Raw genomic sequence first — 14,241 nt, 5'->3', positions numbered from 1 at the left:
TCACTTTAGTCGAGGGTCAAAAACTGAAAATTGTCGAGAAAATAACAGCCCTTGTTGCCGAACGGATCACTGGGTATGGCGACCTGAATATCCACCCGGCCGTAACCCTCTGGCGTAATGCCTTCCACCGTAATTGTCTGTGATTGCCGATCGACGTATCGCCAACTGGTCCAGATAGTTGATTCGCCCTGAGCATTGGTCATCCAGATGGTATAAACGACGAATGCATTAATCAGCGGGTTGTCTGCCGTCTCTCGGCGCTGGATGTGAAAGGTTCTATGCTGGGTGTCTTCAAGCGGCACGGCATCAGGTGCCTGGATATCGAAATCGAACTTGAAAGCTCCGGGTTTGACGCTGAAAATTTCAGCAGCCAGATTTTGTCCTTGATTTCTGCCGCCGACCATTCGAGCGGCAAAGTTGCCTTCGCGAAGTTCTACGGTTATTGGCGTGTCATATCCCCTGGGACGCCAGTAGTCGAAGTTGCCGCTGCTGAAACCACCATTTTTGATGCGATTTGTCTGTTCCATAGAGAGCCCTCAACGATCATGTAGTTGGCGGTGTCCGCCGATCATTGAGTCAATCAAGACTCGTGGCTACTGTCATAAATGACAGTCAGTTAGACATTTTCGCGATAAATCGATGGCGATCATCTTGAAACGGGAAGAAGGCTGCGATCCATTGACCTTGTTGCTTTCGAACAGGCCAATATCTCGCAGCCTCCGCACATTGCGACAGGGATTGCCGTGAGCTTACAGACCCAGGTCCGACAGCCCCGGATGATCATCCGGACGCCGACCCAGCGGCCAATGGAACTTGCGTTCGCTTTCCTTGATCGGCATGTCGTTGATGCAGGCATAGCGCTGGAACATCAGGCCGTGCTCATCGAACTCCCAGTTTTCATTGCCGTAGGAACGGAACCAGTTGCCCGAATCGTCGCGCCATTCATAGGCGTAGCGCACGGCAATCCGCGTGTCCGAATAGGCCCAAAGTTCCTTGATCAGGCGGTAATCCAGTTCCTTGGCCCATTTACGGGTCAGGAACGCCTTGGCTTCTTCACGGTTGTTGGCGAACTCGGCGCGGTTGCGCCATTTCGTGTCGAGTGTGTAAGCCAGCGATACCTTCTCCGGGTCGCGGGAGTTCCAGCCATCTTCGGCCAGTCGAACTTTTTCGATGGCCGATTTACGATTGAACGGCGGTAGCGGCGGACGCACTTGGGCAGCAGTCGACATTGTCAGTCTCCCGATCTAATAAACGATTAAACAACGGTTCAGGCTTATTTAAGGCGTTACAGGTCCAATAACTTACGCGCCATGCATTGCGCATTATCAGCGGCACTGTGATCACCCATCACAAGCGCTACGGTAATGGCGCCGTCAATCAGGATCAGCAACTGCCTGGCCAGACGGTGCGGATCTTCGACGCCATGTTCGGTGCACAGCTCGCACAGGTAGTCGAGCAGCTTCTGTTTGTGGTCTTTGGCGACCTGGCGCACCGGGTCCTCGGGGTCACCGGTCTCGCCACTGGTATTGATGAAGGCGCAGCCGCGGAAGCCTTCCGAGGCGAACCAGCTCTTGAGTACGGTAAACAGGTTGAGCAGGCGGTCGGCCGGGGTTTCGGCCTGATCGACAGCGCTGCGGTACCAGTGCATCCAGCGCACGTCGCGGCGTTGCAGGGCGGCGACGGTCAGCTCCTCCTTGTTGGCGAAGTAGCGGTAGATGCTTTTTCTGGAGACGCCGGCGGTTTTCACCAGAAGATCCATGCCGGTGGCCGCAATGCCACTTTTGTAGATCAACTTTTCGGTGACATCCAGAATGATGTCGCGGGTCGAGGTGTCATTGATTTCGTTCATGTGGCGAACAGTAGAACGATCGTTCTCCTTTCGCAAGCTATTTTTAAGATCAAAAGATCGCAGCCTTCGGCAGCTCCTACAATGATCCCTGTTGGAGCTGCCGAAGGCTGCGATCTTTTGATCTCTTTACAGACACTCACAAGACCCGAACCGGTTGATGGTGTAAGCTCTCGGGTTCTTCGGATTCGACCCATTGCGAGCCCTATGCCGTTGCTTTTCAAACGCTCTTTGCTGCCCAAACTGCGCAGCTTTCCGCTGACTGCCGAGGCCGTGACCATTCTGTCCGGCGCCGCCGAGTTCCGTCGTTGCCTGCTGGAGAAAATCGCCGAGGCGACCCAGCGCATCTACATCGTTGCGCTGTATCTGCAGCACGACGAGGCCGGTCAGGAAATCCTCGATGCCTTGCACGCCGCCAAGCTCAAGCGCCCGGAGCTGGAGATCGTCGTGGTGGTCGACTGGCTGCGCGCCCAGCGCGGGTTGATCGGTGCCGGCAAGCAGCCGGGCAACTCGGCGTGGTATCAGGAAATAACCCGCACCCATCAGAGCGAAGTGCCGGTCTACGGCGTCCCGGTGCAGACCCGCGAACTGTTCGGCGTCCTGCATCTGAAAGGCTTCGTGATCGATGACTGTGTGGTTTACAGCGGTGCAAGCCTGAACAACGTTTACCTGCACAAGTTCGACAAGTACCGCTTCGACCGCTACCACGTACTGCACAGCCGCGAACTGGCGGATTCGATGCATCATCTGGTCAAGCACGGTCTGATCGAATCCAAGGCTGTGCATCGCCTCGACCTGCCGAACCTGCCGACCACCCGCAGCCTGCGCAACGACATCGGCGACCTGCGCAGCCGTCTCAAATACGCGGCGTACGACACCAGCGCCGGCAGCACCGCGCATAGCGGCCTGTCGGTGAGTCCGCTGCTCGGCGTGGGCAAGAACAACCCGTTGAACCGGGTGATTGTCGAACTGATCGCCAGTGCGCAACAGCAGCTGACGATTTGCACCCCGTATTTCAATCTGCCGCTGCCGATCATCCGCGAGATCAATCGCGCGCTGGCCCGTGGGGTGAAGATCGACATCGTGGTCGGCGACAAAACCGCCAACGATTTCTATATTCCGCCGAGCGAGCCGTTCAAGGTGATTGCGGCGTTGCCGTACCTGTACGAAATCAGCCTGCGCCGCTTCGCCAAGCGTCATCAGCGCAACATCGACAGCGGGCAGTTGAACCTGCACCTGTGGCGTGACGGCGACAACAGCTATCACCTCAAAGGCATGTGGGTGGATCAGCGCTATACGCTGCTGACCGGCAACAACCTCAACCCGCGGGCGTTTCGTCTCGACCTGGAAAACGCGCTGCTGATCGATGATCCGCAAGGCGAGTGGCTTGAGCCACGGGCGAAGGAGCAGGCAGAGATTTTCCGCAACACCACACGGATTGCCAGCTTCCAGAACCTTGAGACTCTGCCGGAGTACCCGGCGGGAGTGGCGAAGTTTCTCAAGCGGGTGAGCCGGGTGCGGATTGAGCGGTTGCTGTACCGGATTTTGTAACCGTTAAAAGCAAAAGATCGCAGCCTCCGGCAGCTCCTACATTGGGTATGTGAACACCCTGTAGGAGCTGCCGAAGGCTGCGATCTTTTTTACTGGCGACTCAAATCCGTCAGTTCAGCCCCAACTTGCCACGCAACGTGGACAGGTCTTCCGCCAAGGTATTGACCGGGCCAACCAGCGCCTTGCGATCATTATCCTTCACCTTGTCATACGTCTCGAAACCACCGTCCTTGGTCTTGTACTTGGCGAGGATCTTGTCCACGGTGGCGAAGTTCTTGTCGACTTTGGCAACGAACGCCTTGTCCTGCTTTTCGATCTGCGGACGGAACAGATCGACGATCTTCTTAGCGCCGTCGATGTTGCCCTGGAAGTCGTACAGGTCGGTGTGGCTGTAACGGTCTTCTTCACCGGAGATCTTGGTCGCGGCAACTTCTTCCAACAGCGCGGCCGCACCGCCGACGACTTTCTCCGGCGGGAAGGTCAGGCCGGCGACGCGGGCCTGCAGGTCTTTGACGTCGCTGTCCAGCTTGTCAGCCAGCGCCGTCAGGCCTTCGGTGGTCTTCTCCGAGAACAGCGAATATTCGAGGCGATGGAAACCGGTGAAATCTTCAGCCTTCACGCCTTTTTCGTGGTCGTCGACGCGCGAGTCGATGGACGCATCAAGGTCACTGAACAGCTCGGCAATCGGCTCGATCGACTCGTAGTAAACGCGGGTCGGCGCGTAGAGCTTTTGCGCGGTGGCCAGATCGCCTTTCTTCACCGCATCGGTGAACTGCTTGGTGTGGCTGCCCAATTCATCCAGTTGCTCGGTGACGTAGATCTTGTAGTCCGACACCGGGCCGACCAGATCCAGCGGCGCTGTTGCGGCGAACGCCGACAACGGGGTGTTGAGTAAACCGAGGGTCAGCAATAACGCGAGTGGCGACTTTTTCATGGAGCGGCTCCGAGGTTTTTTATGGTTAGGCAGCTGTTTTGGGTTGGGTGGCGTTGAGCAGCGAGCGACCGATGAAATCCTTGTCGCCGGTGACACCCGGGAGGGTGAAGAAGTAACCGCCGCCGACCGGTTTGAGGTATTCCTCAAGCGGCTCGCCGTTGAGGCGGGTCTGCACGGTGATGAAGCCTTTTTCCAGATCGGCCTGGTAGCAGATGAACAGCAGGCCCATGTCGAGCTGGCCGTTCTTGTTCACGCCGTTGGAGTAGTTGAACGGCCGGCGCAGGATCAGGTTGGCCTGGCTCGCGGCGGTGCGCGGGTTGGCCAGGCGGATATGCGCGTCGAGCTTGGTCAGCTTGCCTTGCGGGTCTTTGCTGTAATCCGGGACCTCGGTTTCATGGTGGGCGCCCATCGGCGCGCCCGTGGTCTTGACCCGACCGATGATGCTTTCCTGTTCCTGCAACGGCGTACGGTCCCAGCGCTCGACGAAATTGCGGATGATCCGCACCGCTTGATAGCTGCCGTGCGCCGCCCAGGCCGGCTCATCGCTGCCCGGTTGCACCCAGACAATCTTGTCCATGGCCTTGGCGTCGTTGGAATCGGGGTTGGCCGAGCCGTCACGGAAACCGAGGAAGTTACGCGCCGATTGCGCCGGCACACCCGGTTTGACCGGGGCTTGCGGCGGCACGCTGCCTTCCTGTTTCCAGCGCACCAGCAGCAGATCAGGCAGGTTCTTGACGATGTCGCGCAAGGCGTGAATGTTGGTGTCGGCAGTGTTCGAGCAGAACTGCAGGCTCAAGTCGCCGTGGCAGCAATCGGCCTCAAGCGCATCGTTGGGGAAGCCGACCATGCGTTGCAGGCGCTTCGGTTTGGCGGCGGCCAGACCGAAGCGTTCGTCGAACAGCGATTCGCCGACCGAGACGGTGATGGTCAGGTTGTCCGGGGTCACGATCGGGCCAAGGATGCCGGAATCCGGCGGTGGCAGTTTCGGATCGACCTGTGCCACCGGGCCGCCCTTCATCAGGAACGCGATGCGCTCGTTGAGCGTGCGGAACAGCCGCTCAAGGTCTTCGCGATCGCTGGCCAGTACGTCGAACGAAACCAGCATGCCGGACGCCGGGCGCGGGGTGACGATGCCGGTCTGGTGCACGCCGTGGAAGTCATGGCGGTCTTCGGTCTTGTCGCTGCTCGGCGCTTCGGTGACTTGCGCCGGGGCTGCAGCCATGGCTGGACAGCTCAGGGCCGACCCGGCCAGGGCGACACCGGCGACACCCATGCCCATCAGCAGGCGGCGACGTTGCACATCGAGGTTTTGCAATTCTTTCATCGGTATTCGTCTTCTGCTTACAGGCCGGAGAGGCCGAGGGCGGGGTCGATGCCATCCAGAGCGTCGGCAAGTGCCTTGGCCTTGTCGGCGATCTGTTTGCGTTGTTCGCCACTGACCATGTCGTAAGTGGCGTAGCCGTCCTTGACCTTGAAGCTGTTCAGTACGCTGGCGAAATCACTCAGCGCCGCGTCGATTTTCGGCAGCAGATCCGGCGCCGATTTGGTCAGCATTGGCCGCAGCAGCTCGACGACTTTGTGTGCGGTTTCCAGGTTGCTGGCGAAGCCGTTGAGGTCGGCGTGGCTGTAGCGTTCCTCTTCACCGCTGGCGGCGCGCACGTCGGCCAGGGTGTTGAGGTTGCGCACCACGATGCTCACCAGTTGCTCCGGTGGCAGCGATTGGGCCAGCAGTTGCTGTTTTAGGGTGGTGACGTCGGCCAGCAGGCGCTCGGCGACCGGCGTCAGGCTGTCGAGACTGCGTTGCTGGAACAGCGCGTATTCGACCCGGTGGAAACCGACGAACGCTGGATCCTGCTCACGTTTTTCGAAGTAATCGGCGCGGGCATTGATGCTGTTGTCCAGTTCCGCCAGCCTTTGCGCGGCAGGTGCCAGACGCTGGTAAGCGGCACGGGCCGGCAGGTACAGCGCTTGCGCCTGCGCCAGGTCGCCGCTGGCAACTGCCTGATTCAGCGCGGTCACGGCTTTGATCAGCGCGCTGCCCTGAGTGGCCAGATACACGCGGAACTCCGATAAAGGCCCGACGAAAGCGACCATCGACGGCTTGGCCTTGGCGGCAGCATCGGAGGCCGCTGTCGGCGTCACGTGCAGCACGCCGCGCGGGTTGCTCAGCAACCCGCAAGTGATCGCGTAGTCGCCGGGTTGCAGGTTGGCGTTTATCACCTGGCTCAGGCCCGGGGCAATGTTCTCGCGCTCTTCGATCACCAGCACGCCGTCGAGGATTTCCCATTCCACCGCGCGGTCGGAGCGGTTGACGATGCGGAAACTGGCGCGGCCGGCGGGAACCGTCAATTCATTCGGATCACAGCTGTGCGCGTTGATGTTGACCACGACTTCATCATGGTTGTGCTGACGCTTGGCCGCGGCCATTTTCGAGGCGTAGTAGAACAGGCCACCGGCGGCGATCATCACGACCACCGAACCGGCCACCGCCCAGCGCAAGGCGCGGGGAGGCGAGGCCTGAGGAGTATTAGGCGTTGACATGGGTGCCCTTATTGGCTGGAAACGGAAGACGATTTGCCGGCTGTGTCTGCGCTTGAGGCCGGCGCGGCGGGGTAGAAAAACATCACCAGCGCCAGCACCAGATAGATCAGGTACGCACCGAGGGTGCTGACAGTCGGCGCATCCTGATAACCGAACATGCCGGCCAGCACCGAACCCAGCGGGCCGTCCATCGGCAGCGTCGCGCTGAAATCGAACAGCACGCTTTGCAGGTGATTCCACACACCGGCTTCATGCAGGGCTTGCACCGAGTTGGCGAGAATTCCGGCGGCGACCACCAGAATGAACAACCCGGTCCACTTGAAGAACGCCGACAGGTTCAGGCGCATGCTGCCGCTGTAGATCAGGAAACCGACGACGATTGCCAGCACCAGGCCGAGCAGGGCACCGATCGGCGCGCCCGGGCCTTCGCTCTGCTGGAATACCGCGAGCAGAAAGAACACGGTTTCCAGTCCTTCGCGAGCCACGGCGAAAAACACCATGGCGATCAGTGCGATTACTTGATGCTTTGACGAGGTCAAGGCGTGATCCAGCGAGGCCTGTAATGAATGCTTGATCGAGCGCGCGACCTTGCGCATCCAGAACACCATCGAACTGAGGATGCCCACCGCGACCAGTCCGACAATGCCTTCGAACAATTCCTGCTGTTTCTGCGGGAATTCGGCACTGACCAGTTCCAGGCCGCCGCCGACCAGCAGCGCCAGCGCAGCGGCGAGGAAGACGCCGATCCACACCGCCGGCATCCACTGGCCACGACCGGTTTGTTGCAGGTAGCTGGCGATGATGCCAACGATCAGCGCGGCTTCAATGCCTTCGCGCAGCATGATCAGAAAGGGAACGAGCATTCAGGCAACCACGAGTAATTTAGATAGGTGGCTAAGTTGTAACATAATGACACTCATTCCCAAATGGGGATGGTTGACATTTACCTGAACATTCGCTGAACGGCATGTTTTTCGTCCCCCGCACAGCCCCCCTGTAGGAGCTGCCGAAGGCTGCGATCTTTTGATCTTGTTTTTAAAAATCAAAGTCAAAAGATCGCAGCCTGCGGCAGCTCCTACAGGGGATTCGTGCTGAATTCGCAGCCTGCGTTAAGATGCCCGTCACTCGAAAACCACAAGGTCTGCCTCGCTCCATGTCGGAAAAAGACACCATCGCCGTGCAGCTGGTGCGTGAAGCGCTGCTGCAAAGTTGTGCCCCGGGCGTGGCCACGGATGAAGTCTTGAACAAGGTCGGGATTGCGCCGACCCTGCTGCACAGCGAACAGGGCAGGGTGCCCGCCTCGCAATACGCCAGACTCTGGCGTCTGCTGGCCCGGCGCGGCGATGACGAGTTCTTTGGCATGGATCCGCGCCGGCTCAGGTCCGGCAGCCTCGAATTCCTCTGCCGCAGCGCCATGGCGCAATCGACGCTGGCCGCCGGCCTGAACATGGGCCTGAGTTTTCTCTCGCTGATGCTGGAAAAAATGCCCGCGCAACTGGTGCATCAGCAGAGCCTGGCGGAAATCGTCCTGCTCGAAGACGACCCGGAGCCGCGCCGCGCGTTCACCTATTTCACCTATTGGATGATCGTCCACGGCGTGGCCTGCTGGCTGGCGGGGCGGCGAATTCCGATTCTGGCGATCGAATTGCGCTGCGCCGAGCCGGATTTCTGCGACGACTATCGGGTGATGTTCTCGGAAAACCTGCGCTTCGAGCGTCCGCGTACGCGGATGATTTTCGCCGCTGACTGCCTTGATCTGCCGATCAAGCGCACGGCCGAAGAATTGAAGCGCTTTCTGGCCCATGCGCCGGCGAACATTCTGGTGAAGTACCGCGATCCTGAGAGCCTTGCCAGCCGGATCAAGCAGGATCTGCGGCAGTTGCCCGCCGAACATTGGCCGGAGACCGAGGCGCTGGCGCAGCAACTGTGCATGTCCGCCTCGACCCTGCGCCGGCGTTTGTCCGAGGAAGGGCAGACCTATCAGGGTCTCAAGGACAGCGTGCGCAAGGAATTGGCGATCAGTTGGCTGGCGGAGCCGTCGATCAGCTTCGTCGAGATCGCCACGCGGCTGGGTTTTGCCGATGCGAGTTCGTTCTACAAGGCGTTTCGCAAGTGGTCGGGGTCCAATCCGGGGCATTACCGTACGTTGATCCTTAACGAAGCGGTCTGATCCGACGCACATTTGGAATGCGCTTCCCCTGTAGGAGCTGCCGCAGGCTGCGATCTTTTGCCTTTGATGTTCTAAAAAACAAGATCAAAAGATCGCAGCCTGCGGCAGCTCCTACAGGGGGTTGTTTGTCATTCTGCAAGCATGGCCAAACCAGTCAGCCACTTTGATGGCTTTGACCATTGCCGCCTCCGCGCCGCAGCGCGACTATCCCTGTGTTGTTTACGGTTCCCAGCCTAATAAAAACACCGAGGGATTCTGGCAATGCGCGATTACTTGTCTGCCACCAAACAGTTCAACTATCAGCACACCGTGGACGCGGCGCTCAGCGGCACGCTGGAGGCGCTCAACGCCTGCGTCGAATGTTGCGACCGCCATGCCTTGCCGGGGCGCATCGCACTGTTCTGGGAAGGCCGCGACGGCGCCAGTGCCACGTACACCTTCAGCGAACTGCAAGACAAAGCCGCGCGTTTCGCCAATTTCCTTCTCGAACAAGGCGTGCAAAAGGGCGACAAGGTCGCCGGCCTGCTGCCGCGCAACATCGAATTGCTCATCACCGTGTTCGCCACCTGGCGTATTGGCGCGGTGTATCAGCCGCTGTTCACCGCATTCGGCCCCAAGGCCATCGAACATCGGCTGAACAGCTCCGGCGCCAAAGTGGTGGTCACCGACGCGGTCAACCGGCCAAAACTCGCCGAAGTCATGGATTGCCCGACCATCGTCACCGTCGGCGGTGCCAAAGGTCAGGGCATCGTCCGTGGCGACTTCAGTTTCTGGGCCGAGCTGGCCAACTATTCCAGCGTTTGCGAACCGGTCCTGCTGACGGGTGACGATCCGTTCCTGTTGATGTTCACCTCGGGCACCACCGGCCCGTCGAAAGCGCTGTCGGTGCCGCTCAAGGCCATCGTCGCGTTCCAGAGCTACACCCGCGACGCGGTGGATCTGCGCTCTGAAGATTCGTTCTGGAACGTCGCCGATCCGGGCTGGGCCTACGGCATCTATTTCGGCGTCACCGGCCCGATGTCGATGGGGCATCCGATCACCTTTTACGATGGCCCGTTCACCCTCGAAAGCACCTGCCGGGTAATCAACAAATACGGCATCACCAATCTCACCGGTTCGCCGACCGCGTACCGCTTGCTGATTGCCGGTGGCAACGAATTCGCCAAGTCGATCAAGGGCAAGCTGCGCATTGTCAGCAGCGCCGGCGAACCGCTGAATCCGGAAGTGATTCGCTGGTTTGCCGACAACCTCGGCGTAGTGATTCACGACCATTACGGCCAGACCGAACTGGGCATGGTCCTGTGCAACCACCACGGTCTGCAGCATCCGATCCACCTCGGCGCCGCCGGTTTCGCCTCACCGGGCCATCGCATCGTGGTGCTCGACGAAAATTACGACGAACTCGGCGTCGGCCAACCGGGCATCCTCGCCATCGACCGCACCCAGTCACCGATGTGCTGGTTCGGCGGCTACGAGGGCGTGCCGACCAAGGCCTTCGTCGGCGATTACTACCTCAGCGGCGACACCGTGGAATGGAACCCGGACGGCAGCATCAGCTTCGTCGGGCGCAGTGATGATGTGATCACCACCTCCGGCTACCGCGTCGGCCCGTTCGACGTCGAGAGCGCGCTGATCGAGCACCCGGCGGTGGTCGAAGCGGCCGTGGTCGGCAAGCCCGATCCGGAGCGCACCGAACTGGTCAAGGCCTTCGTCGTGCTCAACCCGCAATACCGCGCCGAACCGGCGCTGGCCGAAGAGTTGCGCCAACACGTGCGCAAGCGTCTGGCCGCGCATTCGTACCCCCGTGAAATCGAATTTGTCAGCGAATTGCCGAAAACCCCAAGCGGCAAATTGCAGCGCTTTATCTTGCGCAACCAGGAAATCGCCAAGGCTCAAGAGGCCGCGGCGCACAACGTTTCAGCTTGAATCAGGAAGTCCGTCATGCAGATCGAGAACAAGGTTTTTATCGTCACCGGCGGCGCGTCCGGCCTGGGTGCCGCCACCGCCGAATTGCTGGTCAACGCCGGCGCCAAAGTGATGTTGGTGGACATGAATGCCGAAGCCGTTGCCGCTCAGGCCCAGCGCCTCGGCGCGCAAAGCGTCGTCGCCGACATCAGCAATGAAGCCGCTGCCGAAGCCGCCGTGCAGGCCACGCTCAAAGCCTTTGGCAGCCTCAACGGACTGGTCAACTGCGCCGGTATCGTCCGTGGCGAAAAGATCCTCGGCAAGAACGGCCCGCATGCGCTGTCGAGTTTTGCCCAAGTGATCAACGTCAATCTGATCGGCAGCTTCAACATGCTGCGACTGGCCGCAGCGGCCATTGCCGAGAGCGAAGCCAATGCCGACGGCGAGCGCGGGGTGATCATCAATACCGCCTCGGTCGCAGCGTTCGATGGCCAGATCGGCCAGGCGGCGTATTCTGCTTCCAAAGGCGCGATTGCCAGCCTGACCCTGCCGGCCGCGCGTGAACTGGCACGTTTCGGCATCCGCGTGATGACCATCGCTCCGGGCATTTTCGAAACCCCGATGATGGCCGGCATGACCCCGGAAGTGCGCGAGTCGCTGGCCGCTGGCGTACCTTTTCCGCCGCGCCTCGGGAAACCTGCCGAGTACGCCGCGCTGGTTCGGCATATCATCGAAAACAGCATGCTCAACGGTGAGGTGATCCGTCTCGACGGCGCCTTGCGCATGGCCGCCAAGTAAGGAGGATTTGTCATGACTATTGCCAACGATCCGATTGTTATCGTCAGTGCCGTCCGTACCCCGATGGGCGGTTTTCAGGGCGAACTGAAAAGCCTCACCGCGCCGCAACTCGGTGCTGCCGCGATCAAGGCCGCAGTGGAACGCGCCGGCGTCGCCAACGACGCGGTCGACGAAGTGTTGTTCGGTTGCGTATTGCCCGCCGGCCTCGGTCAGGCACCGGCCCGTCAGGCGGCTCTGGGCGCCGGGCTGGATAAATCCACCCGTTGCACCACGGTCAACAAGATGTGCGGTTCGGGCATGGAAACCACCATCCTCGCCCATGACATGCTGCTGGCCGGCAGCGCCGACGTGGTGATCGCCGGCGGCATGGAAAGCATGTCCAACTCGCCGTACCTGCTGGACCGCGCCCGTACCGGTTACCGCATGGGCCATGGCCGCGTGCTCGATTCGATGTTCCTCGACGGCCTCGAAGACGCCTACGACAAGGGCCGTCTGATGGGCACCTTCGCCGAAGACTGCGCCGAAACCAACGACTTCAGCCGCGAAGCCCAGGATGCGTTTGCCATCGCCTCGACCACCCGCGCCCAGCAGGCGATCAAGGACGGCAGCTTCAAAGCCGAGATCGTGCCGCTCACAGTGACCGTCGGCAAAGAACAGCTGCTGATCAGCAACGACGAGCAGCCACCGAAAGCCAAACTGGACAAGGTCGCCTCGCTGAAACCGGCGTTCCGCGAAGGCGGCACGGTGACAGCGGCCAACTCCAGCTCGATCTCCGATGGCGCAGCGGCCCTGGTGCTGATGCGCCAGTCGCAAGCACAGAAACTCGGGCTGAAGCCGCTGGCGGTGATTCACGGTCACGCGGCGTTTGCCGACACGCCGGGTCTGTTCCCGGTGGCACCGATTGGCGCGATCAAGAAGCTGGTGAAGAAGACGGGTTGGGCGTTGAACGAGGTCGATCTGTTCGAAATCAACGAAGCGTTCGCCGTGGTAGCGATGGCCGCGATGACTCACCTGGAAATCCCCCACGACAAGCTCAACGTGCACGGCGGCGCCTGCGCGCTGGGCCATCCGATCGGTGCCTCGGGCGCGCGGATTCTGGTGACCTTGCTCTCGGCCCTGCGCCAGAAAAACCTGAAACGCGGGATTGCGGCGATCTGCATCGGCGGCGGTGAAGCCACGGCGATGGCCGTGGAATGCGTGTACTGAACACCCTCTCTCTGTAGGAGCTGTCGAGTGCAACGAGGCTGCGATCTTTTGATCTTGTTTTTAAAATCAAAATCAAAAAATCGCAGCCTGCGGCAGCTCCTACAGGGGGCGGTGTGTAACCCGGATTTAAGTTAAGGATTCACCATGATTCCCAACGAAGACCAGACCCAGATCCGCGACATGGCCCGGCAGTTCGCCGAGGAACGGCTGAAACCGTTCGCCGCCGAGTGGGATCGCGAACATCGTTTCCCCAAGGAAGCCATCGGCGAAATGGCCGAGCTGGGCTTTTTCGGCATGCTCGTGCCGGAACAGTGGGGCGGTTGTGACACCGGTTACCTGGCCTACGCCATGGCCCTGGAAGAAATCGCCGCCGGCGACGGCGCCTGCTCGACCATCATGAGCGTGCACAACTCGGTCGGCTGCGTGCCGATCCTCAAGTTCGGCAACGACGACCAGCGCGAGCGCTTCCTCAAACCGCTGGCCAGCGGCGCCATGCTCGGTGCCTTCGCTTTGACTGAACCGCAGGCCGGCTCCGATGCCAGCAGCCTGAAAACCCGGGCACGGCTGGAGGGCGATCACTACGTGCTCAACGGCTGCAAACAGTTCATCACGTCCGGGCAGAACGCCGGGATCGTGATCGTGTTTGCGGTGACCGATCCGGGTGCCGGCAAGCGCGGCATCACGGCGTTCATCGTGCCCACCGATTCACCGGGCTACAAAGTCGCACGGGTCGAAGACAAACTCGGCCAGCACGCGTCGGACACCTGCCAGATTCTGTTTGAAGACGTGAAAGTGCCGGTGGCCAATCGCCTGGGTGAAGAGGGGGAAGGCTACAAAATCGCCCTGGCCAACCTTGAAGGCGGACGTGTCGGTATCGCTTCGCAAGCGGTGGGGATGGCCCGTGCCGCGTTCGAAGCGGCCCGCGACTACGCCCGCGAGCGCGACACCTTTGGCAAACCGATCATCGAACACCAGGCCGTGGCCTTCCGCCTCGCCGATATGGCCACGCAGATCGCCGTCGCCCGGCAGATGGTGCATTACGCCGCCGCGCTGCGCGACAGCGGTCAGCCGGCGCTGGTCGAGGCTTCGATGGCGAAACTGTTCGCCTCGGAAATGGCCGAGAAAGTCTGCTCGATGGCGTTGCAGACGCTGGGCGGTTACGGTTATCTCAACGACTTCCCGCTGGAACGCATTTACCGCGATGTGCGTGTCTGCCAAATCTACGAAGGCACCAGCGACATTCAGCGCATGGTCATCTCACGCAACCTTTAACCCCAACCCTTTGTAGGA

At 60.5% G+C, this 14,241-nt stretch carries 13 protein-coding genes; 6 read left to right on the top strand and 7 right to left on the bottom strand.

What is annotated here, in order from left to right; translation table 11 throughout:
- Positions 1-5: 5 nt before the first annotated feature.
- The 3 genes from AB1J88_RS07500 to AB1J88_RS07490 form a co-directional block, all read right to left on the bottom strand.
- Positions 6-527 (bottom strand): hypothetical protein, encoded by a 522-nt coding sequence (locus AB1J88_RS07500; RefSeq protein ID WP_430290652.1) that lies wholly within the window; start codon positions 525-527, stop codon positions 6-8.
- Between the two features lie 222 nt (positions 528-749).
- Complete coding sequence (locus tag AB1J88_RS07495; RefSeq protein WP_430290651.1) at positions 750-1,229, bottom strand: DUF1348 family protein; 480 nt, start codon at positions 1,227-1,229, stop codon at positions 750-752.
- Between the two features lie 56 nt (positions 1,230-1,285).
- Positions 1,286-1,849, bottom strand: coding sequence for a TetR/AcrR family transcriptional regulator (locus AB1J88_RS07490; RefSeq protein WP_430290650.1), 564 nt, complete (start codon positions 1,847-1,849; stop codon positions 1,286-1,288).
- Positions 1,850-2,053: 204 nt separating this feature from the next.
- Between AB1J88_RS07490 and pssA the strand changes: the two genes are divergently transcribed.
- Positions 2,054-3,397, top strand: a complete 1,344-nt coding sequence (pssA, locus tag AB1J88_RS07485; RefSeq protein WP_430290649.1) for a CDP-diacylglycerol--serine O-phosphatidyltransferase — start codon at positions 2,054-2,056, stop codon at positions 3,395-3,397.
- Between the two features lie 109 nt (positions 3,398-3,506).
- Here pssA and efeO (AB1J88_RS07480) read toward each other — a convergent pair whose 3' ends face one another.
- From efeO (AB1J88_RS07480) to efeU, 4 genes are read right to left on the bottom strand one after another with little or no spacing between them, the layout of a single operon-like run.
- Positions 3,507-4,331, bottom strand: a complete 825-nt coding sequence (gene efeO / locus AB1J88_RS07480) for an iron uptake system protein EfeO (protein WP_430290648.1) — start codon at positions 4,329-4,331, stop codon at positions 3,507-3,509.
- A 25-nt stretch (positions 4,332-4,356) separates the two neighbouring features.
- Complete coding sequence (efeB, locus tag AB1J88_RS07475; protein WP_430290647.1) at positions 4,357-5,655, bottom strand: iron uptake transporter deferrochelatase/peroxidase subunit; 1,299 nt, start codon at positions 5,653-5,655, stop codon at positions 4,357-4,359.
- 17 nt (positions 5,656-5,672) lie between these two features.
- The gene (efeO, locus tag AB1J88_RS07470) at positions 5,673-6,872 is read right to left on the bottom strand and encodes an iron uptake system protein EfeO (RefSeq protein WP_430290646.1); all 1,200 of its coding nucleotides are present in this window, start codon (positions 6,870-6,872) and stop codon (positions 5,673-5,675) included.
- Between the two features lie 8 nt (positions 6,873-6,880).
- Positions 6,881-7,735 (bottom strand): iron uptake transporter permease EfeU, encoded by an 855-nt coding sequence (efeU, locus tag AB1J88_RS07465; protein ID WP_108182669.1) that lies wholly within the window; start codon positions 7,733-7,735, stop codon positions 6,881-6,883.
- Positions 7,736-8,025: 290 nt separating this feature from the next.
- Here efeU and AB1J88_RS07460 point away from each other — a divergent pair, with 290 nt between their 5' ends.
- From AB1J88_RS07460 to AB1J88_RS07440, 5 genes are all read left to right on the top strand, one after another.
- Positions 8,026-9,042 (top strand): AraC family transcriptional regulator, encoded by a 1,017-nt coding sequence (locus tag AB1J88_RS07460; RefSeq protein ID WP_108182670.1) that lies wholly within the window; start codon positions 8,026-8,028, stop codon positions 9,040-9,042.
- Between the two features lie 261 nt (positions 9,043-9,303).
- On the top strand, positions 9,304-10,968 hold the full coding sequence (locus AB1J88_RS07455) for an AMP-binding protein (protein WP_430290644.1): 1,665 nt from the start codon (positions 9,304-9,306) through the stop codon (positions 10,966-10,968).
- Positions 10,969-10,983: 15 nt separating this feature from the next.
- Positions 10,984-11,745, top strand: coding sequence for an SDR family NAD(P)-dependent oxidoreductase (locus tag AB1J88_RS07450; RefSeq protein ID WP_198758099.1), 762 nt, complete (start codon positions 10,984-10,986; stop codon positions 11,743-11,745).
- A gap of 12 nt (positions 11,746-11,757) precedes the next feature.
- The gene (locus tag AB1J88_RS07445; RefSeq protein WP_430290643.1) at positions 11,758-12,951 is read left to right on the top strand and encodes an acetyl-CoA C-acyltransferase; all 1,194 of its coding nucleotides are present in this window, start codon (positions 11,758-11,760) and stop codon (positions 12,949-12,951) included.
- 144 nt (positions 12,952-13,095) lie between these two features.
- On the top strand, positions 13,096-14,223 hold the full coding sequence (locus tag AB1J88_RS07440; protein WP_430290642.1) for an acyl-CoA dehydrogenase: 1,128 nt from the start codon (positions 13,096-13,098) through the stop codon (positions 14,221-14,223).
- Positions 14,224-14,241: the final 18 nt, after the last annotated feature.

Origin of the sequence: Pseudomonas sp. S8, assembly GCF_050473925.1 — a bacterium.
Classification (GTDB): domain Bacteria; phylum Pseudomonadota; class Gammaproteobacteria; order Pseudomonadales; family Pseudomonadaceae; genus Aquipseudomonas; species Aquipseudomonas parakoreensis.
The sequence above is the reverse complement of the archived record's forward strand: the minus strand, read 5'-3'. Positions and strand labels throughout refer to the sequence as shown.